The sequence below is a fragment of the Kribbella monticola genome, assembly GCF_003261635.1.
GTDB classification, from domain to species: Bacteria; Actinomycetota; Actinomycetes; order Propionibacteriales; family Kribbellaceae; genus Kribbella; species Kribbella monticola.
This window is the reverse complement of record NZ_QFXK01000010.1, coordinates 419,668-441,304: the sequence shown is the minus strand read 5'-3', so window position 1 is coordinate 441,304 and position 21,637 is coordinate 419,668. Positions and strand designations below refer to the sequence as shown.

Sequence of the window (21,637 nt, the reverse complement as noted above, 5' to 3'; positions counted from 1 at the left end):
CCCGGAACGCGGCATCGGGGGGCCGGCCGCGGAGGGGATCCAGGGGGAACCGAGTCATGGCCAGAACCCAGCCGGTGGTGCTAGTCGGTGGATCGGGGTTCGTCGGCTCGGCAGTGCGTGACCACGCCCGTACGTCGGGTCGCCAGGTCGTCGTCGTCGATCGGCGGCCGCCTTCGCACACCAGCGAGTTCTACCAGCTCGAGCTGCTGACCGATCCGCCCGACCTTCCCGGTGGACGCGTGGTTCTCCTGGCCGGCAACAGCGATCCGCGCTCGGCGCATCCGTGGCGGCTCGTGCTCGACAACGCCTTGACCACGGCGAGATTGCTACCCGCCCTGGCGGACAGAGACGTCGCGTTGGTCTCGTCCGCCGAGGTCTACGGGACCGCGCCGCCTCCACTCGCGGAGCACACAGCCGGTGAGCTTCCGCTGGATGACGCCACCCTCGCTGACTGGTGCGAGGAAGCGATCCAGCTCGCCCGCAATCCCTGCCCACCTTGGATCGCCGCGGCGCTGTGTCGCGAACTCGCCGAAGCCGACCCGTCCGGTCGCTGGGTCTACGGCCTGGCGAAACGAGCCCAGGAACTCCTCGTCGCTTCGGTGGTTCCGGCCAACCGGCTGACAATCTTCCGCGCGGCCAACCTGTTCGGCCGAGGTCAGGACCGTGTCGTTGCCCGCATCACCCGACGCGCCCTCGTCGGCCTGCCGATCCGCGTCACCGACAGCGTCCGAACCTTCGTCGCCGCAAGCGACCTGGCCGAGGCCGTACTACGGGAAGACGCGGCCGGGCTGCTCAACGCAGGCACCGGCAAGCTGCGCCTCACCGACCTGGCCAAACTCGTGCTCGACGAGCTCGAACTCGATGTGCCGGTGCAAGTGATGCCTTCACCTGCGGAGGACAGCAACGGCGACCTTGACGTCAAGCCCTTCCTCCGCATGCTCGATGTCGTCGAGGACGAACACCTCGACGCCACGTTACGCACGTTCGTTCGAAACCTCGCCAACGAGACAGAGTCACATCTCCAACCCCTTCCAGTGGTCGTTCCACCGCTCCCGTTCGCCCCCGACGTCGTGGCCGCACGATCCGCCGCAGCGCTGCAAACCGGCGTACTGAAGAGTGGTGGTCCAGTGACCACCAGGCTGACCGAGTTGCTGTCCGATCGACTTGAGCTGACCGACCAGCACACCTTGCTGGCAACGGCATCGGGTACTGCGGCGCTGCGTCTCGCCGTACTGGCCGTAGCGGGACCTGCCTCGCCCCGACAAGTCGCCGTACTGCCCTCCTTCACTTTCGTAGCCACTGCTGAAGCAATAGCGCAACTCGGCTACAAGCTTCGCTTCTGCGACGTCGATCCGTTGACCTGGACGCTGGATCCGGTCTGCCTCGAAACCTCCTTGTCACCAGGCGATGTGAGCCTGGTCGTTGCCGTCGACACCCTTGGCGCACCGGCTGACTACCCAGCACTCCGCACGATCTGCAGCCGGTACGGCGTACAGCTGGTCGCCGACTCGGCCGCTGCCCTCGGCAGCACCTCCAACGGGCGGCCGGTCGGCACGCAGGCCGACGCCCACTCGTTCTCGATGAGCTTTGCGAAGGTGGTCTCGGCTGCCGGAGCCGGCGGCTTCGTCGTCGTCCCCACCGATCGCCTGCACAGGTTGGTCAGGCCGATCGACTGGACCCGCTCCTCGATGCTCGGTGAGGTACATGCCGCCGCCGCGGTGGATCTCGTCGAGCGCCTGGACGTTCTCGTCGAAAGGCGGCAGCGAGTGGCCGAAGCGTATGCCGAGCTATCGCCGCTAGCGGTTCCTCAAGAGGTGAGGCCCGGCGACCAGCACGCGTGGGTTCACTGGGTCGCACGATTCCCCGACCGAGACCGGCTTGCTGAAAAACTCGGCCGTCGAGGCATCGGCACCAAGCCGTACTACGCGCCTGTTCTGCACCGGGAAGACTGGCAAAGCCTCGCTGAACCAGCCGTTGAGCTGCCAGTGACCGAAACACTGGCCGACGAGGTACTCGCACTGCCGATGTCGTCCGAGCTCAACCCGGCCGACGCCGAGCGCGTCGTCTGCGCAGTACTGGGAATCATGCAGTCCGGCGACCGATGACCAGCAACTGTTTGCCGAGATCGGCGAGCTCTCGACAGTTGGCCAACGCGCGCTCTTGCGAGAGTTGGCGGTCGTAGTCGGCAGTCAGAGCAGCCACCAAGTCGTCGCGGCCGATGAGGCTGGCGCCGACCAGCAACCCCGCAGTACTGAGCACTTCCAGGCCTGCCTGTTTGAAGGCGTCGCCCAGCGTGCCGGCGTCGAGTAGGTGGAGATCGGCCTCCTGGTCGTCGATGCGCCAGACACCGAGCCGGGTGTACAGCCTTTGCAGCGCCTCGCTGGTTCGGTCGGCACGCATCAACTCGACCACCAGGCCGAACAGGGAGTCGACCAGCACGCACAGCACACCGCCCGGCTTGAGCCAGGTGGCGCACCGGGCAATGGCCGCCGCCGGATCGGCCGTGTACTGCAAGGAGCCCATGGCAACGACAGCGTCCGCCGCTCCGGTCTCCAGTTCGACGTGCTCGACCCGATCGCGAAGCACGGTGAAGTTTTCGCCTTGCAGGAGTGCGGCCCGGTCGGACATCCCGAGCGCTGGTTCGATCCCGACCACCCGATGCCCCTGGTCGACGAAACGGCGCGACCAACGGCCGACGCCACAGCCGACGTCGATCACCAGACCAGGCGTCGTACCGATGGCCTCGCGGCACGCTTCCCACGCGAGGTCGTCGTACGCCTTGCGATGCGGTGCCATGAAGTGATCCTCGTACGTCGGCGCGAGCGCGTCGTACAGGGAGGCGGACGATCTCATGAAGCCGCGAGGCTGCGCAGGCCCGCGTGCCAGAGCAGGTTGTCGACGTGGCTGCTCGGCCGCCAGGCGAGGTTCAGCGCATAGTTGCTGCCGCACCCTTTGCAGTCCTTGGTGAAGAACCGGTCGTGGTCGTCGCGATAGCGCCGGCTGTCGATGATCTCGGCGATCGACTTCTCCCGGACGTTGTCGTGGGCATCGTGGGCCCAGCAACCACCGACCTCACCGGTGGAATGGATCATCAGCTTGAGCTGCGACTCGGCACACGGCAGGTCCGACTGCAGTACGTCGTCGAAATGCCTTCGCAGGTAGCAGAGTTCGGAGAAGTGCGGCAGATACCGGCCATCGGCTCGAAGCAACTGTTCCACCTCGGCGAGCACGGCGTTGATCTGCTCGGTGCCGATCCTCGTCTCCAGCGTCACTTGGCCGGCACGGAACAGGAAGGTGCGGTCGGTCGCGAGGTTCAGGTAGAGCTGGACCTTCAACCGTTGCGCGAGCCGCATCATGTCCGGCAGCGACTCGATGTTGGAGCGCATCACGGTGAAATTCATCCGGACCCGGAGCTTCAGCCGCGCGCGCTCCTCGACGAGTTCGGTCAGCCGTCCGATCGTCTTGTCGAACGAGCCCTCGACGCCGCGGACCCGCTCGTGGATCTCGGCGTCCGGTCCGTCGACCGAGATGTTGAAACTACGGACGCCGGCGTCGAGCACCGCAGTACGGCGTCTTTCGTCGAGCAGCACCGCGTTGGTGTTGACGTGCAGGTTGCGGATGCCGCGGCTGTAGGCATAGGCCATCAGCTCTGGGGCGTCCCGGCGCAGCAGCGGTTCGCCGCCGGTGAAGTTGGCCTTGACGATGCCGAGCGCGGCGAGCTGGTCGATGACGTCGCGCCACTCCGCGCCGTCGAGCTCCTTGCGGGTGACAGTTCGCCAGCAGGCACAGCTGACACATTTCAAGTTGCAGTTGTCGGTCAGGAACAGCTCGGCCGCCAGTGGCTTGACGTGCAAGGACGGACGGAGATGCTCCTTGACGGCGAGCCTGCTGAAGAACACGGCAAGCCGGGCCCTGTCCGCCCAGGGCCGTACGGGCAGAATTCGCACCGCTACCGCCCACCCAGTCGACTTTTGCGCATGCTGAAGGCCCCTCCCCCTCGCCAGCTACATCGACCGTAGACCAGATCCGTTACGCGCGCCCGGATCGTGGCCGTACCGGAGGATCCTCCGCAACGGCGTATAGGCTTCAGGTCATGACATCGACCGACGCAACGCCCCGTCCGTATAGCGCCTTCCCGGTCCGGATCGGCCTCCAGGTCCAGCCCCAGCACGCCTCGTACGCCGACATCCGGCGCACCGTGGCGGCTGCCGAGGAGATCGGGGTCGACGTGGCGTTCAACTGGGACCACTTCTATCCGTTGTCCGGCGAGCCCGACGGCCTGCACTTCGAGTGCTGGACGATGCTGGCCGCCTGGGCCGAGGCGACCGAGCGGGTCGAGATCGGCGCGCTGGTGACCTGCAACTCGTACCGCAATCCCGATCTGCTCGCCGACATGGCGCGAACTGTCGACCACATCAGCGACGGCCGGCTGATCCTCGGGATCGGATCGGGCTGGTTCGAGCGCGACTACGACGAGTACGGCTACGAGTTCGGTACTGCGGGCGGGCGGCTGGACGCGCTCGGCGAGGCCCTGCCGCGGATCGAGCAGCGCTGGACCAAGCTCAACCCGGCTCCGACCCGCGACATCCCCGTGCTGATCGGTGGTGGCGGTGAGAAGAAGACGCTGAAGCTGGTCGCTCAGCACGCGAACATCTGGCACGGCTTCGGCGACGCCGAGACGATCGCGCACAAGCACGCCGTACTGGACGAGCACTGCAAGACGATCGGCCGCGATCCGGGCGAGATCGAGCGCTCCACCGGCGTCGGGACGAAGACTCCGGATCAGATCGGCAAGTCGCTCCTCGACGTCGGCACCCGGCTGTTCACCGTCAGCGTCTCCGGCCCCGACTACGACCTCGGCCTCCTCCGCGACTGGGTGGCCTGGCGCAACGACGTCAACAAGGCCTGACCAGGGCTCCTCCACCATCGGCGGTGCTGGAACGCACCACCTGCGGTGAGTGGATGTGCTGACCACTCCTCCGCCAGCCTTCGCTTCGGGGTGCTGGCGGAGAGTGGACGGGGTGGCTGGATAGGATTTCGGGCATGTCTACGCTTCCGACGAACGGTTCCGTGCTGCCGATCACCCGGTGGGGTGAAGAGCCGATGCACCATGTGAACAAGCCCGTCACCGAGTTCGGCGAGGAACTGCACCAGCTGGTCGCCGACATGGTCGCGACCATGAACGCCGCCGAGGGTGTCGGACTGGCCGCGAACCAGGTCGGCGTCGACCTGCAGCTGTTCGTCTTCGACTGCCCCGACAAGGACGGCAACCGCCACCAGGGCGTCGTCTGCAACCCGAAGCTCGAGCTGCCCGAGGGCAAGGACCGCAAGCTCGACGAGGGCGAGGAAGGCTGCCTGTCACTGCCCGGCGCCTTCACCAAGTGCGCCCGTCCCGACTGGGCCCGCGTCACCGGCGTCGACGAGAACAACAACCCGGTCTCCTACGAAGGCACCGGCCTGCTCGCCCGTTGCCTGCAGCACGAGACGGACCACACCCAGGGCACGGTCTTCGGCGACCGCCTCTCCCGCAAGTACCGCAAACGCCTCTTCGCCGAAGCCGAGGAACTGGCCCCCGACTACCCCGCCGACTGGCCGGTCTCCCCCATGCTCAACGCCGAAGAACACTCCGACGAGGGCCTCAACGCCTGACTCACCAGCGGGCGGCCTCAAGGCCGTCCGCGAGGATCGCGGCAACCGATTCCTCAGCGGTCTGGCCGGTGGTGTCGACCCAGAGACCTCGCGGCGGGATGTCCTTGAGCCCTTCTTGGAGTGCCTGTACGGCGTCGGCCAGGGTCATTCCAGGGCCTTGCCAACCGCGATAGGAGTTCGAGCCGCGGGCGAGTTCTCGCGCGACGATCGAGTCGACCGACGGAGTCAGTACTACGAGGTGGGGCTCGGCGACGCCTTCGAACGAGTCGAGCCAGCGGGCGACGTACTCGCCGAGGATGATGTCGGAGCAGACGAAATCGAATCCGGCCGCGAGGTAGTGGCGTGCCACGAGCGCGCTGGCGTCGTACCGGAGTTGGAGCTGGCGAAGCGCTTCGGGCGACGGGTCGGGCGTCATCACGGCGGCGCCCGCGACGACCGCGTGGTAGTAGACGTCTCCGTCGACGGTGGCGGCCGGTGGGCCGAGGCGGGCGGCGAGCAGCGGCGCAATGGTGGACTTTCCGGCGGCCTGCATTCCGGTGATCAAGACGACTTTCTGCACGCTGGTCATCCCATCACGCCCGTCCAGCGCATTTCCGCCGACAAGCTGCCGCAATGACCGGTACGCCGAGCGGATCTCCGCCAAGGCGGCCGGTCACGCTCGACGACGTCACTGGCGATCTGTCTGCGCGGCTATTTCGCGCCGGCTGGGCGGGTGGCGTAGAAGGCCACGGCTGCGGAGGAGGCGACGTTGAGGGAGTCGACGCCGCCGGCCATCGGGATGCGAACCGTCACGTCGGCCCGATCGAGCACATGCCGCTTGAGGCCGTGCCCCTCCGTACCGAAGATCAAGGCCAGTCGATCGTGATGAGCAGCCGCCAGCTCGTCCAGGCTGACCGAGTCGTCGGTCAACGCGAAGGCGGCGGCCACGAAACCCCGGTCCTGTAACGCCTGCAGATCCCCCGGCCACGACGACAACCGCGTCCACGGCACCTGGAACACGGTCCCCATCGACACCTTCACGGACCGCCGGTACAGCGGATCGGCGCACGTCGGCGTCACCAGCACCGTGTCGACCCCCATCGCCGCGGCGGCTCGAAAACCCGCGCCCACGTTGGTGTGATCGACGATGTCGTCCAGAATCGCCACCCGCGAAACGGCCGGCAACCCGTCGAGCAAGGTCTCCAACGACTCCGGCGCCCGACGCCGGTACGACGCCAGCGCGCCCCGGTGCACGTGGAATCCGGTGACCTGCTCGGCCAGCTCTTCCGATACGACGTACACGGGTGCGGCGGGCCACTTCTCCAGTACGTCGGACAGCGACTCCAGCCAGCGCGGCGCGAGCAGGAACGACCGCGGCTCGTACCCGGCTTCGGCCGCGCGCCGGATCACCTTGTCGCCCTCGGCGATGAACAGCCCGTGCTCCTCCTCGAGCAACCGGCGCAGGTTCACCTCCCGCAGCTGGACGTAGTCGGCGAGCCGTTCGTCAGCCGCGTCCTCGACCGGAACCAGCGTCATCGGCGAACCAGCTGCTCAGCGGTGCCGCCGGCCATCGCCGGTGGAACGAAGGGCGTCATCCGAGCTCGCGCTCCACCGCGTTCCCCGACGTTTCCTGCACCAGCTTCGCCACTTCCACGACGTTGCCGATGACAACGATCGCGGGGGCGCCGATGCCTTCCGTCTCCATCGTGGCGGCGATTCCGGCGAGGTCCGAGGTGACCAGGCGCTGACCAGGAAGGGTGCCGTCGGCAATGGCCGCAGCCGGAGTGGCAGCCGAGCGGCCGTGCTTGATCAGGGTTTCGGTGATCTTCGGCAGGTTCTCCACCGCCATCAGCAGCACCAACGTGCCCTGTAACTGGGCCAACGCCGGCCAGTTGATCAGCGAGTCCGGGTGCCCCGGCGGGATGTGCCCGGACACGACGGTGAACTCATGCGTCACACCACGATGCGTCACCGGGATGCCCGACACCGCCGGCACCGAGATCGAACTGGTGATCCCGGGCACGACAGTCCACGCCACCCCCGCCTCGGCGCACGCGATCGCCTCTTCGAAGCCGCGGCCGAAGACATACGGATCGCCGCCCTTGAGCCGGACGACGACCTTGCCCTGCAGGGCCCGGTCGACCAGGATCCGGTTGATCTCCTCCTGCTGGGCCGATCGGCCGCGCGGAAGCTTGGCCGCGTCGATCAGCTCGACCTCCGGGTGCAGCTCCTCCAGCAGCGGCTGCGGGGCCAACCGGTCGGCGACCACGACGTCCGCCTCGGCGAGCAGACGACGTCCGCGCACGGTGATCAGGTCCGGATCACCCGGGCCGCCGCCGACGAGGTACACCCCTGGCTTCTTGTCCAGCGAATCACGAGCCCCGAGCGCACCGGCGCGCAACTCCTCCAAGATCGCGTCCCGTACGGCGGCCGACCGCCGGTGATCGCCGCCACCCAGTACGCCGATGGTCACGTGATCGTGTTGCCCGGAGGCTGGTGTCCACGCCGTCGCGCGGGATCGGTCGTCCGACCGGACGCAGAAGATCCGGCGCTCCTCCGCCTCGGCCGACACCTGATCGTTGACCTCGGCATCGTCGGTCGCGACCACGACGTACCAGGCGCCGTCCAGATCGCCCGGCTGGTAGCCGCGCTCGACCCAGCGCAGGTCGCGGTTGGTGAGCAGGCCCTCGATGGTCGGGGTGATCGCCGGCGAGATCAGTTCGATCTGCGCACCGGTCTCGAGCAGCCGCGGCAACCTTCGCTGCGCAACTCCGCCGCCACCAACCACAACCACCCGCCGCCCGGCCAACACCAGCCCGGACAGATAAGGCGCCCCCTCGCTCACGCCACCCCTCCCCCAGCAGCAGCACCCTCGCCAGCCTCAGAACCACCCTCGGCAGACCCGGGAGCGTCTTCACCTGAGGCGATGCCGGCGGATTCGAAGGTGGCCATTTCGGTCAGGGCTCGGACGGCGCAGGTCACAATGGGGTAGGCCAGGACGGCGCCGGTGCCTTCGCCGAGCCGGAGGTCCAGGTCTACGAGGGGCTGCAGGCCGAGCGTTTTCAGGGCTACCGCGTGTCCGGGCTCAGCTGAGCGGTGGCCGGCCACGCAGTACTCCATTGCGGCCGGGTGCAACGCCTGGGCGACCAGTGCGGCCGCGCCGGCGATCACGCCGTCCAGGATCACCGGCACCCGGTGCGCTGCCCCACCAAGGATGTAGCCGGCGAGGGCGGCGTGCTCCAACCCACCGTACGCAGCCAAGGCCCCGAGCGGATCAGACGCCGGTACTTCGTGGAGCGCGAGCGCGGCCGAGACGATCTCGGTCTTGTGAGCAAGCGTGGCATCGTCGACGCCGGTGCCGCGGCCGGTCACGTCGGCAGCCGTCGCACCCGTGAAGGTCGCGATCAAGGCAGCCGACGCGGTGGTGTTGGCGATACCCATGTCGCCGGTCAGCAGGCAGCGGTAGCCGTCGCCGACGAGCTTGCCGGCGAGGTCGAAGCCGATCCCGATCGCGGCCCGCACCTCCTCGTCCGAGAGCGCTTTCTCCACGGAGAGATCGCGGGTCCCGGCCCGCACCTTCGCGTGCACGATGTCCAGCGCCTCGACATCCGACGCGACGCCGACATCGACCACGCGGACGTCGACGCGGTTGTTGGCGGCGAAGGCGTTCACCGCGGCGCCGCCGGCAGCGAAGTTCGCCAGCATGGCGGCCGTCACCTCCTGCGGCCACGGAGAGACGCCCTGCGCGTGCACACCGTGGTCAGCGGCGAACACCGTGACGACAGCGGGCGCAGGCACCTCCGGCGGGCAGGCACCGGTCATCCCGGCTACCCGGATCGACAACTCCTCCAGTACGCCGAGGGAACCGGCCGGTTTCGTCAGGCTGAGCTGACGCTCCGTGGCGGCTCGCATCGCCGCCTCGTCTGCTGGGCCGATCCTGGCCAGGTACTCCTCCACCGCAGGGTCCTCCCACTAGCCTTCACCGCCCCGGAGCCCTCGACTCCGGTGCGCGACCGCCTGGACGCGGCCAAGGACGATCTTCGCATCCCCACGAACCCGCCCCGGACCGATCCCGCGATCTGTGGACAGTAATGTCGGAATCACCACATCGGACCACAGATCCGGAGGATCACGGATGTCGCTCGATCGGCCAGTCAGCCCGGACCCGTACGAACTGCTCCCGAAGGTCGGGTCCTTCACCGTCACCAGTACCGATGTCGCCGACGGCCAGCCGCTCGACGACGACCACGCCTTTGCCGGTGGCAACAAGTCGCCGCAGCTCAGCTGGGAGGGCTTCCCGGCGGAGACGAAGGGGTTCGTCGTCACCTGCTTCGACCCGGACGCGCCGACGCCGTCCGGTTTCTGGCACTGGGTGCTGGTCGGCCTGCCGGCCACCGTCACCGAACTGCCGACCGGTGCCGGCACCACCGAGCGGCTGGAGAACGGCGCCTTCCACATCCGGACCGACTTCGGCACCAAGGCGTACGGCGGTGCTGCCCCGCCGCCCGGCGACCAGGTGCACCGCTACTACTTCGTCGTGCACGCGATCGACGTCGAAGCACTGGACATCGACGGCGACGCGAGCCCGGCCGTAGTCAGCTTCAACCTCGCCTTCCACACCCTCGCCCGCGCCATCATCACCCCCACCTACCAGATCGCCGAGTAGACGGTGAGCGGCGGGAGCACTCGAGCTCCCGCCGCAGCCGCACTCAACACCTGAGCCCGCTCCTCCACACCCGAGCGCAGCGAGGCTTCCAGTGCCCCGAGCGAAGCGAGGGTTCCCTTCAGTCCTTGATGCCGGACTGGGTGACGCCCTGGATCAGGTAGCGCTGGAGGAAGGCGAAGATCAGGACGAGGGGCAGGATCGACACCGCGACCGCCATGAACAGTTCGTGGATGTTGATCGTCTGGGCCGTGACGAAGGTGGACATGGCGACCTGGATGGTCCAGGAGGAGGAATCCTGGCCGATCACCAGCGGCCACAGGAACGAATTCCAGTTGCCGATGAACGTGATGGCGGCCAGCGCGGCGAAGAACGGCAGCGAGTTCGGCACCACGATCCGCCAGAACGTGCCGAAATGGCCCGCGCCGTCGACCCGCGCCGCCTCCTCGAGTTCCCGCGGGAAATTGAGGAAGTACTGCCGGAACAAGAACGCCGCGAACCCGCTGAACAACGTCGGAATGATCAGCCCTCGAAGCGTGCTCACCCACCCCAGCGACGACACCACGATGAAGCTCGGAATGAACGTCACCGCACCCGGGATCATCAGTGTCGCCACGATCGCGTAGAACACCTTGTCCGCATGCCGATAAGGGATCCGCGCAAGCCCGTAGCCGGCCATCGAGGCCAGCAGCAACTGCCCCGCCGTCCCGAGCACGCCGACGACTGCCGAGTTGTACAGCGCTCTGGCCATCGGCACCTGGGTGTCGTTGAACAGTTCCTTGATGTTGCCCCACTGCAGGTGCTTGGGGAACAGCGTCCAGGACGGTGAGGTGATGTCAGCCTCGGTGGACAACGCGTTACGCAGTACAAGGTAGAACGGCAGCAAGAACAGGATCACCGCGATGAACAACGCGACCCAGCGCAGGATCAGGGCCACTCGGCCGAGCGTGCTGCGGGAATAGCCGATCGGTTGTGGGGCGCCGGTCGTACGATCGATGGCGGTCATCAGTCGCCCGCCTTTCCGAAGCCGAAGATCTTGTTCTGCAGCAACGTGACCAACATGATGATCACGGCCAGGATGAGCGCGCCGGCCGAGCCGTGGCCGAGGTCCTGGATCGTGCCGAGCGAGATGCCGTACAGGTAGACCAGCGGCGGCCGCGCGAAGTTCACGTTGCCGATCAGGTTGTAGAACTCGTCGAACGCCTGGTAGGCGGCGATCAGGTTCAGGATCAGCACCGCGACCGAGGTCGCCCGCAACTGCGGCAGCGTGATGTAGCGGAAGGTCTGCCAACCAGGCTTGGCGCCATCGACGTACGCCGCCTCGTAGAGCGTCGGCGAGATGCGTTGCAGACCGGCGATGAACAGGATCATGTAGAAGCCGAGCTGCAGCCAGAGCCGCACTGTCACGATGGGGATCCAGTACCACGGTGGGCTGACCGTGGAGAGCCAGGCGATCCCGTCGATGCCGAACCAGCCGAGGATCGTGTTCATCAGACCGAACCGGACGCCGTTGAAGATCGACAACCGCCAGATCAGCGAGGCCACGACGTACGAGCAGGCGGTGGGCAGGAAGAACACCGAGCGGAAGAAGGCGCGGGCGATCTTGACCTGGTTGACCAGCAGCGCCAGGGCGAGCGACAACACGAACGTCAGCGGCACGATGAAGATCGCGAACAGCGTGAACGTGCCCAGGCTGGACAGGAAGTTGTGGTCGGTGAGCATGTCGACGTAGTTGTCCACGCCGACGAACTTCGACGGGGTGACGGTGTTGTACGCCTCGAAGAAGCTGAGGATCAGGCTCCAGATGATCGGCAGGTAGGAGAAGATCAGCAGCCCGACGACGAACGGCCCGACGAACAGCCAGAACCACAGCGTGTTGCCTGCGATCCCCTTCGGCCGCCGGGCGCCCTTCCGCGCCGACTCCCTGGGGACAGGGGCCGGCGCGGTGCGCGTGCTCATCCGAACAGCCGGCTCAGCTCGGCGTTGACCGTCTTCTCCGCCTTGCTGATCTCACCGGCCGGGTCGGCGCCCTTGCGGATGATGTTGGTGAGCATGTCGCCGAACGCGGTGCCCATCTTCGGGGTCCAGGCCGGGTTGTCGGTGTGACCGTAGTCGGCGTTGAGCTTCACGGTGTCGGCAGCGACGCCGCTCTGCAGCTTCGCTGCCTTGGCCGCCAGGCTCTTGCGGGGCGGGATGTGGAAGCCGTAGTTGAGCGACCAGTCCTCCTGGAAGTCCTGCTTGTCGATCCACAGCCACTTGACGAACTTCTTGGCCGCGTCGACGTTCGGGCTCTTCGCCGAGACGAACTGGGTCCAGCCACCGGAGTACACCGCGGGCTTGCCCTGAGCGTCGAGGGCCGGGAAGGCGATCACACCGAGGTCGTCGCCGAGCGCCTTCTGCATGCCCGGCACTGCCCACATGCCGATCCACTGCATCGCACAGAGGTTCTGGTTGATCGCGCCTGGGTCGGTCCAGTCGGTCGGGGAACCGAGCAGGACGCTCTTGCTCGTATACAGCTCGTGCAGCTTGGAGAACGCCTGCGCCGCCCGCTCGTTGGTGAAGCCGGGCTTGTGGTCGTCGGTCAGGTAGCTGCCGCCGGACGACCAGAGGGCCGGCCCGCCGAGGGCGAGACCGCCGTCGTTGCCGACGAAGATGCCCTTGACCTTGTTGGTGGTCAGCTCCTTCGCCGCGGCAATCAGGTCGTCGATCGTCTCCGGTGGCTTGATCCCGGCCTTGTCCAGCAGGCTCTTGCGGTAGTAGATGACCTGGGGGTCGACGATCATCCGGATGCCGTAGACCTTGCCGTCGACGGTGTTGGTGGCCAGATCGCCCGGCTGGAAGTCGTCCTTGACGTCGGCGATGATGTCGTCCAGCGGCACCACCTGGTTGCTCTTCACCATGCCGATGTTGAGCTGGCTCTCGAAGACGTCCGGACCCTTGTTCGACAGCAGGCCGGAGGACAGCTTGCTGCCGTAGTCACCCGGCGTCCACTGCACGCTGACGTTGGCGTCGGTGTACGCCTTGGCGTACTTCAGCGCGGCTTCCTTGGTGCCGGTCTCGCCGTACTGGTGGTACCACTGCGACAGGTTGACCTTGTTCCCGCCGCCGCCGGAGTCGGATGGCCGGCCGGTGTTGCCACCACAGGCAGCGGTGAAGGCGGCCAGGGCGGCCAGGCCGCCGGTGCGCTTGAGCAGGTCGCGCCGGGACATTCCGCGCGACGGCATGTGAGCAGGCATGGAATACACCTCCGAAAGCGGCGCCGCGGCCCTGCGGCGCAAGCGGTTCCGGATTTACTTAACGGCGTTAAGCATCTCCGGTTTCGGACACGTTACAACTAAGTCGAACATCGCAACAGCGCCGATGGTGTGACAGTTCGGGAACATCACCTGTCGACCATCAGGTACCCCGCGACATTACCGCTGGGTTAATCGTTGGAGAAGCGGCTTCACCCTGACGGAAAAGCCGCTCGTCCGCAAGACCGAAACGCCGATGGACCTGCCGATATCGCCACATTTGGACATCAATCGTCAGAATCGAACGCTCGCGCGCAGTTGGTGACAATTTTATGGGATTGCGATCCCAGTACCGCGTTACAGTGCCCTCATGGCAGAGCTGACGGCCAAAGGGCGGGCCACTCGGGCAAGGATTCTGGCGGAGGCGGCCGGCCTCGTGCTGAAGCACGGAGTGGCCGGCACGCAGATCGAGGATGTCCGCAAGGCGGCCGGCGTCAGCGGCTCCCAGATGACGCACTACTTCCGCGACAAACGGACGCTGATCAAGGACGTCATCGCCTGGCAGGCGGACAGGATGGTGCGACTGCATCAGGTTCCGGAGCTCGGCGAACTCGACTCGTTCGCTGCCTGGCAGCGGTGGGCGGACCTGATCGTCCAGCGGCAGGCCGCGCGAGACTTCCAGGGCGGCTGTGACTTCGGCTCGCTGGCCGGTCAACTGGTGGAGTCGGATGCCGAGACGCGCTCGGACCTCGCGGCCGGGTACGAGCGGTGGCTCGAGCTGTTCCGGAGCGGCCTGGAGATGATGCGAGCCCGCGGAGAGTTGCGCGAGGACGCCGACCCGGACGTCCTCGCGCAGTCACTCCTCGCTGCCCTCCAAGGCGGCCTGTTGCTCAGCCAGACCCTGCGCCGGGCCGATCCGCTCCGCAACTCCCTCGACGCGGCGCTCACCTACCTGGGCAGCTTTGCCGATCCCGGCCGTCGACCGGCCTGAGGTCAGAACGTCTCCCCCGCCTCGGCCTTCTTCACCAGCAGCGCCGACGGCTCGAACCGCTCCCCGTACACGGTGGCCAGCTCGCGGGCGCGCTCGGCGAAACCGGCGGGCCCACCGGCGTACGCGTTGATGTATTGCAGCGCGCCACCGTGCAAGGGCGGGAAGCCGATGCCGAAGATCGAGCCGATGTTGGCGTCGGCAACTGAGCGCAGCACGCCCTCGTCGAGACACTTCACGGTCTCCAGCGACATCGCGAACGCCAGCCGCTCCTGCAGGTCGATCAGCGGCGGATCGACCTCGTCCTTGACGAAGTGCTCCCACAGGCCCGGCCACAGGCGCTTCGGCCCGTCGGCCGGATAGTCGTAGAACCCCGCACCGGCCGCCTTCCCGCGCCGGTCGAACTCGGTCACCAGCCGGTCGGCCACCGCCATCCCGGGGTGGTCGTCGAAGGCGCCCGCGTTGTCCCCGGCCGCCCGCGCGGCATCGCGGATCTTCATCGGCAGCGTCAGCGTCACCTCGTCCAGCATCGCCAGCGGCGGTGCCGGGAAGCCCATCTGGGTCGCGGCTCGCTCGATCGTCACCGGGTTCACGCCTTCGGCAACCATCGCGGCGCCTTCCATCACCAGCGTGCCGAACACGCGCGACGTGAAGAAGCCGCGACTGTCGTTGACCACGATCGGCGTCTTCTTGAGCTGCCGGACCACGTCGTACGCCTGGGCCAGCGCCCGGTCGGAGGTCCGCTCCCCCACGATCAGCTCGACCAGTGGCATCCGGTCGACCGGTGAGAAGAAGTGCATCCCGACGAAATCGTCCGGCCGGTCGATCCCATCGGCGAGCGAGGTGATCGGCAGCGTCGAGGTGTTCGAGCAGAGCAACGCGTCCGGCTCGACCACGCCGGCGATCTCGGCGAACACCTTCTGCTTGAGCTCCTCGCTCTCGAACACCGCCTCGATCACCAGGTCACAACCGGCCAGGTCGTTCGGGTCCGCGGTCGGCGTGATCAGGCTGAGGAACTCCTCGACCTTTCCGGCCGTCGTCCGGCCCTTCTGCAATTGCTTGGCCAGCAGCTTCTCGGAGTACGCCTTGCCCTTCTCCGCGGCCTCCAGCGAGACGTCCTTGAGAACGACCTCGATACCGACCTTCGCGCATACGTACGCGATCCCCGCTCCCATCATCCCGGCACCCAGGACGCCGACCTTGCGAGCCTTGTACTGCGGTACGCCCGCCGGCCTCGACGCTCCGGCGTTGATCGCCTGCAGCTCGAAGAAGAACGCGTTGATCATGTTCTTCGCGATCTGGCCGGTCGCGACCTCCACGAAGTACCGGGACTCGATCCGCGAAGCGGTGGCGAAGTCGACCTGGCTGCCTTCGACGGCGGCGCTCATGATCGCGCGCGGCGCCGGGTAGGGCGCGCCCTTGAGTTGTTTGCGCAGGTTCGCCGGAAAGGCGGGGAGGAACGCGGCCAGCTTCGGCGAGGCCGGCGTACCGCCCGGGATCTTGTAGCCGTCCCGGTCCCACGGCTGCTTGGCGTCACCGTCGTACTCGTCGATCCATCGATAGGCGCTGCTGAGCAGTTCGTCCGCCGGGACGACCTCGTCGACGATGCCGACCGACTTGGCGTGCGCGGGTTTCATCCGCTGGCCCTGCAGCAGGACCTTCATCAGCGCATCCTGGAGCCCGAGCATCCGGACCGTGCGGGTGACGCCGCCACCGCCAGGGAGCAGGCCGAGTGTCACCTCGGGAACGCCGATCTCGATTCTGTTGTCATCAGCAACGATTCGGTGATGACAGGCGAGCGCGATCTCCAGCCCGCCACCAAGGGCAGCACCGTTGATCGCGGCAACGACCGGTACGCCGAGGGTCTCCAGCGCACGCAGTTGCCGCTTGACCTCCTCGATCGTGGCGAAGACCTCGGCCGCGTTCTCCGGCTTGATCTGCGACAGCATCTGCAGGTTGCCACCGGCGAAGAAGGTCTGCTTGGCGCTCGTGATCACGACACCCTTGAGGCTGTCCTTCTCGGCCTGCAAGCGCTCGACGGTCGCGCCCATCGCGGCGAGGTAGGAGTCGTTCATGGTGTTCGCCGACGCGTCGGGGTCATCCATCGTCAAGGTGATGACGCCGTCGTCGTTCTTCCAGTCGATCATGCCGCCAGCCTCTCGATGATGGTCGCGACACCCATGCCGCCGCCGACGCACAGGGTGGCCAGGCCGTAGCGGAGCTCGCGTCGCTCCAGTTCGTCCAGCAGGGTGCCGATCAGCATGGCGCCGGTCGCGCCGAGCGGATGGCCGAGCGCGATCGCGCCGCCGTTCACGTTCACCTTCTCGTGCGGGACGCCGAGATCGGTCATGAAGTGCATCACCGCCGCCGCGAACGCCTCGTTCATCTCGAACAGGTCGATGTCGCTCACCTCGAGCCCTGCCTTCGCCAGCGCCTTGCGCGCGGCGGGTGCGGGACCGGTCAGCATGATCGTCGGATCAGCGCCACTCACCGCGGTTGCGACCACCCGGCCGCGGGGCGCCTGCCCCAGCGCCTCGCCGGCCCGTTCGTTGCCGATGACAACCAATGCGGCACCGTCGACGATGCCGGACGAGTTGCCTGCGTGATGCACGTGGTCGATCCGCTCGACCTTCACGTACTTCTCCAGCGCGACCGAGTCGAAACCGCCGTGTTCGCCGATCGCCGCGAACGAAGCCGGCAAACCGGCGAGCGTCTCGACCGTGGTGCCCGGCCGGACCAGTTGGTCATGGTCCAGGATCGGCAGACCGTTGCGGTCGGCAACGGGGACGACCGAGCGGGCGAAGTACCCGTTGGCCCAGGCCTTTGCGGCCCGCGCGTGCGACTCGGCGGCGTACGCGTCGACATCGGTCCGGGAGAAGCCGTCGATGGTGGCGATCAGGTCGGCACTGACGCCCTGCGGGATGAAGTTCGTCCGGAGAGCGGTCTCCGGGTCCATCGCCCAGGCACCGCCGTCGGAGCCCATCGGGACGCGGGACATGGATTCGACGCCGCCGGCGAGGATGAAGTCCTCCCAGCCGGAGCGGACCCGCTGCGCGGCCTGGTTGACCGCCTCGAGGCCGGAGGCGCAGAAGCGGTTGAGCTGCACGCCGCCGGTGGTCTCGGGGTAGCCGGCCGCGAGCACCGCCGTGCGGGCGATGTCCATGCCCTGGTCGCCGATCGGGGTGACGACACCGAGGACGACGTCGTCGATCGCGGTCGGGTCCAGCTCGGGATGGCGGGCGCGCAACTCGGTCAGCAGGCCCGTGATCAGCTGGATCGGCTTCACCTCGTGCAGTGCGCCGGTGACCTTGCCGCGGCCTCGTGGTGTCCGGAACGCGTCGTACAGGAAGGCTTCACTGGCTGAGGTCATGCTGATCCCGTCGTCGGACCGGTAGGGGCATCCCGATTATGACAGTGATGGTGTCACAGTGAACAAGTGCTGCCCACTATGATCTGCGCCATGCCTGTGTCCCGGCCCTTGTCGCCCGTTCCTGCCGAGCCCACGCCGAGTGGTGAGCACGAAGCGACGCTGACCGTCGACGAACTGTCCGCCCGGGTCGGCATGACAGTGCGCACCCTGCGGTTCTACGCCGGCCGCGGCCTGATCCCCCCGCCCGTACGCCGTGGACGCGTCGGGTACTACGGCGCCGAGCACATCGCGCGTCTCGACCTGGTGCGGGAGTTGCAGGCGCACGGATTCACGCTCTCCGCGATCGAGGGCTACCTGGACCGAATCCCAGCGGACGCGACGCCCCAGGACATCGCTTTGCATCGCACCCTGCTGACCCCGTGGATGCGCGACCTGCCGGAGACACTGGACCGCGCGACCCTCGTACGCCGCACCGGTCGCGAGCTGACCGATGACGACATCGAGATGCTGGTCGCACTCGGGGTCGTGGAGCCGACACCGGACGAGGACGTGTTCCAGGTGGCGACCGCGCATCTCAGTCTCGGGGTGGAACTCCTCGACCTCGACCTGCCGGTGGAGGCCGTGCTCGACGCCGGACGGATCTTCGCCGACCACGGCCGCGCGATCGCCGAGGAACTCACCGAGGTGTTCCGGACCAAGGTCTGGCCGCACTACCGCGATTCCGGCGGGCCGCCCGAGCACATCCAGCAACTGGTCGAGCGCTTCAAGCCGGTCACGATCCAGGGTCTCGTGCTCGCCTACGAGCGCGCGGTCGGCGAGACCCAGCGCGACACGATCCGCCGCTCGCGGACCAAACCGCCCCGGCGCTGAGGAAATCCTGACACCGACCTGGACAACCGGTCGTCGAGGTCTCGCGTCGCAGCGGTATGAGGAAACTGCTGACCGTCGCCACCGCATGCGCCCTGACCGGCGCACTGTTGGTGCCGTCGGCAACTACTGCCCAAGCATCAGCACTCCATCCGGTCGGAACCGCGACCTACAACCTGGGCGACACCGCCTTCGAGCTTCCGCCGGACCAGGACGGTACGACGGCGCGCGCCGAACTGACCGCAGTCGTGCACTACCCGAAGGATCTGGCGCACCACCGCTATCCCGTAGTACTGATGTCGCACGGGTCGTGGATCACGTGCGCGGACCGTCAGGCGTGGGACGAACAGGACTATTCGAAGCTGGCCGCTTGGCCGTGTGCGAAGGGAACGCCGCCGCTGCCGAGTCAACGCGGCTACGACTACCTCGGCGAGAAGCTCGCGGCGCAAGGGATGATCGTCGTCTCGATCAGCGCGAAGGGCGTCGAACCGTCGTACCTGGGCCAGGACCAGGACGCGGCGCGGGCCGCCTTGATCGGCAAGCACTTGTCGATGTGGCAGAAGCTGAGCGCGACCGGCGGCGGACCGCTGGCCGGCAAGGTACTCGACCACGGTCGGCCGGTCGACTTCCGTGGCCACGCGGATCTCACCAACGTCGGGCTGATGGGGCACTCACGCGGCGGCCGCGGCACGTTGCTCGAAGCCGCCGATGTGAACCAGAAGAACTGGCCGGCCGGGGTGAAGATCAAGGCCGTCGTTCCGCTCGCGGCGGCCGAGCCGTACGCCCCCGACGACAACCCGGACAACCCCGAGTACACGCCGTACCGGATCACCAACATCCCCGTCGCCGTCTTCGTGGGGAGCTGCGACCGCGCGGTCGACGGACACCTTCGCTACCTCGAAGCACACAACAAGGCGCCGGTCTACGAGTACTACGTGCACGGGGCGAACCACGACTTCTACAACACCCAGTGGTCCCCGTCGAGCGGCCAGGTCGGCGCGTACGACGATGCCGCGACACCGAACCCGCCGAAGCCGGGCTACTGCACCTCTGACGACGACCCGCAGCGGGCCGACAAGCAACTGACCGAAACCCAGCAGCGGTTGGTGGCATCTACCTATCTGTCAGCGTTCTTCCGGCGGTACCTGCTCGGCGACCGGACGGCCGACCCGATCCTCACCGGCTCGGTCCAGCCACTGCGTTCCTTCGCCCAGCTCGACATCCGCAAGGACCTGCCGTAGGACCCGCCTGGTCCGGTCATGCCCGACCGGACCAGGCGGACTACTCGGCGCTGGACACGCGCAGATACGTCAGGCCGCGGAGGTCGAGGTACGTGTCGGTGGGTGTGTTGACGACGCGAAGCAGTACGCCGTCGCAGCCGCTGCAGCGCGCAACCATGCCCGGGGCATCCACATAGAGTCGTGCCTCGGCGAAGGCCCCCGTCCGGCCGCAGCCGTTGCAACGGCCGATCGCGGCGGTCAGGTCGACCGCGAACACCTCTCGGAGCGCACCGGCCGCGGCATTGCCGTCCAGGTAGGTCGGAACATCGGCGGTCATCGCGGTCCTCCTGTGGGTCCGAAGCGTTCGGTTTTCACGCGGGCCGGATCGTGGCCGGCGCCAACGAGCAGATCGGCGACCGCCTCCACGAACGGGGTCGGACCGCAGACGTACGTCGTCGGCTCGTCCTTCGGGCCGAACGTGATGGCGTCGAGCAGGCCGGCATCGACCCGGCCGACACGTGGCTCGCCGGGTGGCGCCTCCCGGGTGTAGGCGAAGGTGACCTCGACATCTTCCGACGCCGCGATCTCCTTCAGGTCGCTCAGGTAGATGACCGACGTCGGCCGGCGGACGGAGTACAGGAGTTTGGCCGGTGTCGTGCTGCCGGCCGCCGCGTGGGCGCGCAGGATCGCCATCAGCGGGACGACGCCCGATCCCCCGGCGATCAGCTGGATCGGACCGGTCTGCTCGGGCCGCCAGACGAACCAGCCGCCGACCGGACCACGCACCTCGAGCGGATCGCCGACCTTCAGCACCTCGACCAGATACGGCGAGACCTCGCCGTCGGGCACCTCTTCGACGGTCAGCTCGATCGTCTCGCCGGTCCAGGCGGACGCGAGCGAATACGACCGGGAAGCGCGATACCCGTCCGGTGCCGTCAGTCGTACGTCGAGATGCTGGCCGGCCAGGTGGCCGGGCCAGTCGGGGACGTCGACGACCAGGGTCCGGGCGGTCGCGGTCTCCTCACGGATCTCGGTGACCGTGCCGACCTGCCAGGTCAGTCGCCGGCGTAACGCTGTTCTTTCCATGGGTCTCCATACTCGTGATACCCGACGCTCTCCCAGAAGCCGAGATCGTCCGTGTCGGACAGGACCAGGCCGCGCACCCATTTGGCGCTCTTCCACAGGTACAGGTGCGGGACCAGCAGCCGGGCCGGGCCGCCGTGCTCGGGATCCAGCGGCTCCCCGTCGTACTCGTAGGCGATCCAGGCCTGGCCGTCGAGCAGGTCGTCCAGTGGGAGGTTGGTGGTGTAGCCGCCGTAGCTGTGGGCCATGGCGAAGTCGGCGCTCGTTTCGACATCGGCGAGCAGGGTGTCGAGGGAGACGCCCTTCCAGTCGGTGCCGAGCTTCGACCAGCGGGTGACGCAGTGCAGGTCCTTGGTGATCTCCTCGGCCGGCAGCGAGGTGAAGGTGGCCCAGTCCCAGCGGTGCACCTCGCCGGTCTCGGTGGTCACGGTGAACTCCCAGTGCTCCGGGAGGATGTGCGGAGTCGGGCCTGCCGACAACACCGGGAACTCATGGGTCAGGTACTGCCCGGGCGGCAGCTCCGTCCCACTCCTGCGACGTCCGGTGAACCCCGGCGACACGATGTCCATCAGGGACCTCCCTCGG

21 protein-coding genes are annotated in these 21,637 nt (G+C 67.4%); 7 read left to right on the top strand and 14 right to left on the bottom strand.

What is annotated here, in order from left to right; all coding sequences use genetic code 11:
• The first annotated feature begins 56 nt into the window (after positions 1–56).
• Positions 57–2,105 (top strand): DegT/DnrJ/EryC1/StrS family aminotransferase, encoded by a 2,049-nt coding sequence (locus tag DIZ26_RS08025; protein WP_198675969.1) that lies wholly within the window; start codon positions 57–59, stop codon positions 2,103–2,105.
• Here DIZ26_RS08025 and DIZ26_RS08020 read toward each other — a convergent pair.
• The gene (locus tag DIZ26_RS08020) at positions 2,083–2,853 is read right to left on the bottom strand and encodes a class I SAM-dependent methyltransferase (protein ID WP_112239043.1); all 771 of its coding nucleotides are present in this window, start codon (positions 2,851–2,853) and stop codon (positions 2,083–2,085) included. The two genes, DIZ26_RS08025 and DIZ26_RS08020, sit on opposite strands and share 23 nt — an antisense overlap.
• Positions 2,850–3,947, bottom strand: a complete 1,098-nt coding sequence (locus tag DIZ26_RS08015; protein WP_157979642.1) for a radical SAM protein — start codon at positions 3,945–3,947, stop codon at positions 2,850–2,852. Before DIZ26_RS08015 ends, DIZ26_RS08020 begins: the two co-directional genes overlap by 4 nt.
• Positions 3,948–4,093: 146 nt before the next feature.
• On the opposite strand from DIZ26_RS08015, the gene DIZ26_RS08010 reads away from it, so the two are divergent.
• Entirely contained in the window at positions 4,094–4,909 is an 816-nt protein-coding gene (locus tag DIZ26_RS08010) for an LLM class F420-dependent oxidoreductase (protein WP_112239041.1), read from the top strand.
• 134 nt (positions 4,910–5,043) lie between these two features.
• A complete protein-coding gene (def, locus tag DIZ26_RS08005) occupies positions 5,044–5,649 on the top strand; it encodes a peptide deformylase (RefSeq protein WP_112239040.1) in 606 nt (201 codons plus the stop codon).
• A gap of 1 nt (position 5,650) precedes the next feature.
• Here the strand turns inward: def and DIZ26_RS08000 are convergent, their stop codons facing one another.
• The 4 genes from DIZ26_RS08000 to cobT form a co-directional block, all read right to left on the bottom strand.
• Entirely contained in the window at positions 5,651–6,217 is a 567-nt protein-coding gene (locus DIZ26_RS08000) for an AAA family ATPase (RefSeq protein ID WP_112239039.1), read from the bottom strand.
• A 122-nt stretch (positions 6,218–6,339) separates the two neighbouring features.
• Entirely contained in the window at positions 6,340–7,164 is an 825-nt protein-coding gene (locus DIZ26_RS07995) for a TrmH family RNA methyltransferase (protein ID WP_112239038.1), read from the bottom strand.
• Between the two features lie 55 nt (positions 7,165–7,219).
• On the bottom strand, positions 7,220–8,473 hold the full coding sequence (gene cobA / locus DIZ26_RS07990) for a uroporphyrinogen-III C-methyltransferase (protein WP_112239037.1): 1,254 nt from the start codon (positions 8,471–8,473) through the stop codon (positions 7,220–7,222).
• A complete protein-coding gene (gene cobT, locus DIZ26_RS07985) occupies positions 8,470–9,585 on the bottom strand; it encodes a nicotinate-nucleotide--dimethylbenzimidazole phosphoribosyltransferase (RefSeq protein WP_112239036.1) in 1,116 nt (371 codons plus the stop codon). The genes cobA and cobT overlap by 4 nt, the downstream gene beginning before the upstream one ends.
• A 178-nt stretch (positions 9,586–9,763) precedes the next feature.
• On the opposite strand from cobT, the gene DIZ26_RS07980 reads away from it, so the two are divergent.
• On the top strand, positions 9,764–10,294 hold the full coding sequence (locus DIZ26_RS07980; RefSeq protein WP_112239035.1) for a YbhB/YbcL family Raf kinase inhibitor-like protein: 531 nt from the start codon (positions 9,764–9,766) through the stop codon (positions 10,292–10,294).
• 118 nt (positions 10,295–10,412) lie between these two features.
• On the opposite strand, the gene DIZ26_RS07975 is transcribed toward DIZ26_RS07980, so the two are convergent.
• Genes DIZ26_RS07975 through DIZ26_RS07965 form a run of 3 tightly spaced genes read right to left on the bottom strand, consistent with a single transcriptional unit; the run spans position 10,413 to position 13,527 of the window.
• Positions 10,413–11,297, bottom strand: a complete 885-nt coding sequence (locus DIZ26_RS07975; protein ID WP_112239034.1) for a carbohydrate ABC transporter permease — start codon at positions 11,295–11,297, stop codon at positions 10,413–10,415.
• A complete protein-coding gene (locus DIZ26_RS07970; protein ID WP_112239033.1) occupies positions 11,297–12,250 on the bottom strand; it encodes a carbohydrate ABC transporter permease in 954 nt (317 codons plus the stop codon). The genes DIZ26_RS07975 and DIZ26_RS07970 overlap by 1 nt, the downstream gene beginning before the upstream one ends.
• A complete protein-coding gene (locus tag DIZ26_RS07965; protein ID WP_112239032.1) occupies positions 12,247–13,527 on the bottom strand; it encodes an ABC transporter substrate-binding protein in 1,281 nt (426 codons plus the stop codon). The genes DIZ26_RS07970 and DIZ26_RS07965 overlap by 4 nt, the downstream gene beginning before the upstream one ends.
• Positions 13,528–13,894: 367 nt before the next feature.
• Between DIZ26_RS07965 and DIZ26_RS07960 the strand changes: the two genes are divergently transcribed.
• A complete protein-coding gene (locus tag DIZ26_RS07960) occupies positions 13,895–14,515 on the top strand; it encodes a TetR/AcrR family transcriptional regulator (RefSeq protein ID WP_112239031.1) in 621 nt (206 codons plus the stop codon).
• Between the two features lie 2 nt (positions 14,516–14,517).
• On the opposite strand, the gene DIZ26_RS07955 is transcribed toward DIZ26_RS07960, so the two are convergent.
• The gene (locus DIZ26_RS07955) at positions 14,518–16,659 is read right to left on the bottom strand and encodes a 3-hydroxyacyl-CoA dehydrogenase NAD-binding domain-containing protein (RefSeq protein ID WP_112239030.1); all 2,142 of its coding nucleotides are present in this window, start codon (positions 16,657–16,659) and stop codon (positions 14,518–14,520) included.
• Positions 16,656–17,882: an acetyl-CoA C-acetyltransferase gene (locus tag DIZ26_RS07950; RefSeq protein ID WP_112239029.1), complete on the bottom strand. Its 1,227-nt coding sequence runs from the start codon at positions 17,880–17,882 to the stop codon at positions 16,656–16,658. Before DIZ26_RS07950 ends, DIZ26_RS07955 begins: the two co-directional genes overlap by 4 nt.
• A gap of 90 nt (positions 17,883–17,972) precedes the next feature.
• On the opposite strand from DIZ26_RS07950, the gene DIZ26_RS07945 reads away from it, so the two are divergent.
• A complete protein-coding gene (locus tag DIZ26_RS07945) occupies positions 17,973–18,752 on the top strand; it encodes a MerR family transcriptional regulator (protein ID WP_112239028.1) in 780 nt (259 codons plus the stop codon).
• A 56-nt stretch (positions 18,753–18,808) separates the two neighbouring features.
• Entirely contained in the window at positions 18,809–19,990 is a 1,182-nt protein-coding gene (locus DIZ26_RS07940) for an alpha/beta hydrolase (RefSeq protein WP_112239027.1), read from the top strand.
• A 40-nt stretch (positions 19,991–20,030) separates the two neighbouring features.
• Here DIZ26_RS07940 and DIZ26_RS07935 read toward each other — a convergent pair whose 3' ends face one another.
• Genes DIZ26_RS07935 through DIZ26_RS07925 form a run of 3 tightly spaced genes read right to left on the bottom strand, consistent with a single transcriptional unit; the run spans position 20,031 to position 21,621 of the window.
• Complete coding sequence (locus DIZ26_RS07935) at positions 20,031–20,306, bottom strand: DUF6510 family protein (RefSeq protein WP_112239026.1); 276 nt, start codon at positions 20,304–20,306, stop codon at positions 20,031–20,033.
• Entirely contained in the window at positions 20,303–21,055 is a 753-nt protein-coding gene (locus DIZ26_RS07930; protein ID WP_112239025.1) for a ferredoxin reductase, read from the bottom strand. Before DIZ26_RS07930 ends, DIZ26_RS07935 begins: the two co-directional genes overlap by 4 nt.
• Positions 21,025–21,621 carry a sulfite oxidase-like oxidoreductase gene (locus DIZ26_RS07925; protein ID WP_112239024.1) on the bottom strand — a complete coding sequence of 199 codons (597 nt, stop codon included), beginning with the start codon at positions 21,619–21,621 and terminating at the stop codon, positions 21,025–21,027. The genes DIZ26_RS07930 and DIZ26_RS07925 overlap by 31 nt, the downstream gene beginning before the upstream one ends.
• Positions 21,622–21,637 lie beyond the last annotated feature (16 nt).

Excerpts from the sequence above, each read along its gene's own strand:
- DIZ26_RS07965 (WP_112239032.1), bottom strand. The coding sequence starts at position 13,527 with ATGCCTGCTCACATGCCGTCGCGCGGAATGTCCCGGCGCGACCTGCTC.
- DIZ26_RS07940 (WP_112239027.1), top strand. The coding sequence starts at position 18,809 with ATGAGGAAACTGCTGACCGTCGCCACCGCATGCGCCCTGACCGGCGCA.
- DIZ26_RS08020 (WP_112239043.1), bottom strand. The coding sequence starts at position 2,853 with ATGAGATCGTCCGCCTCCCTGTACGACGCGCTCGCGCCGACGTACGAG.
- DIZ26_RS07995 (WP_112239038.1), bottom strand. The coding sequence starts at position 7,164 with ATGACGCTGGTTCCGGTCGAGGACGCGGCTGACGAACGGCTCGCCGAC.
- DIZ26_RS07980 (WP_112239035.1), top strand. The coding sequence starts at position 9,764 with ATGTCGCTCGATCGGCCAGTCAGCCCGGACCCGTACGAACTGCTCCCG.
- DIZ26_RS07930 (WP_112239025.1), bottom strand. The coding sequence starts at position 21,055 with ATGGAAAGAACAGCGTTACGCCGGCGACTGACCTGGCAGGTCGGCACG.
- DIZ26_RS08010 (WP_112239041.1), top strand. The coding sequence starts at position 4,094 with ATGACATCGACCGACGCAACGCCCCGTCCGTATAGCGCCTTCCCGGTC.
- DIZ26_RS08025 (WP_198675969.1), top strand. The coding sequence starts at position 57 with ATGGCCAGAACCCAGCCGGTGGTGCTAGTCGGTGGATCGGGGTTCGTC.
- DIZ26_RS08000 (WP_112239039.1), bottom strand. The coding sequence starts at position 6,217 with ATGACCAGCGTGCAGAAAGTCGTCTTGATCACCGGAATGCAGGCCGCC.
- DIZ26_RS07925 (WP_112239024.1), bottom strand. The coding sequence starts at position 21,621 with ATGGACATCGTGTCGCCGGGGTTCACCGGACGTCGCAGGAGTGGGACG.
- DIZ26_RS07960 (WP_112239031.1), top strand. The coding sequence starts at position 13,895 with ATGGCAGAGCTGACGGCCAAAGGGCGGGCCACTCGGGCAAGGATTCTG.
- DIZ26_RS07955 (WP_112239030.1), bottom strand. The coding sequence starts at position 16,659 with ATGATCGACTGGAAGAACGACGACGGCGTCATCACCTTGACGATGGAT.
- DIZ26_RS07950 (WP_112239029.1), bottom strand. The coding sequence starts at position 17,882 with ATGACCTCAGCCAGTGAAGCCTTCCTGTACGACGCGTTCCGGACACCA.
- DIZ26_RS07935 (WP_112239026.1), bottom strand. The coding sequence starts at position 20,306 with ATGACCGCCGATGTTCCGACCTACCTGGACGGCAATGCCGCGGCCGGT.
- def (WP_112239040.1), top strand. The coding sequence starts at position 5,044 with ATGTCTACGCTTCCGACGAACGGTTCCGTGCTGCCGATCACCCGGTGG.
- DIZ26_RS07970 (WP_112239033.1), bottom strand. The coding sequence starts at position 12,250 with ATGAGCACGCGCACCGCGCCGGCCCCTGTCCCCAGGGAGTCGGCGCGG.
- DIZ26_RS07975 (WP_112239034.1), bottom strand. The coding sequence starts at position 11,297 with ATGACCGCCATCGATCGTACGACCGGCGCCCCACAACCGATCGGCTAT.
- DIZ26_RS07945 (WP_112239028.1), top strand. The coding sequence starts at position 17,973 with ATGCCTGTGTCCCGGCCCTTGTCGCCCGTTCCTGCCGAGCCCACGCCG.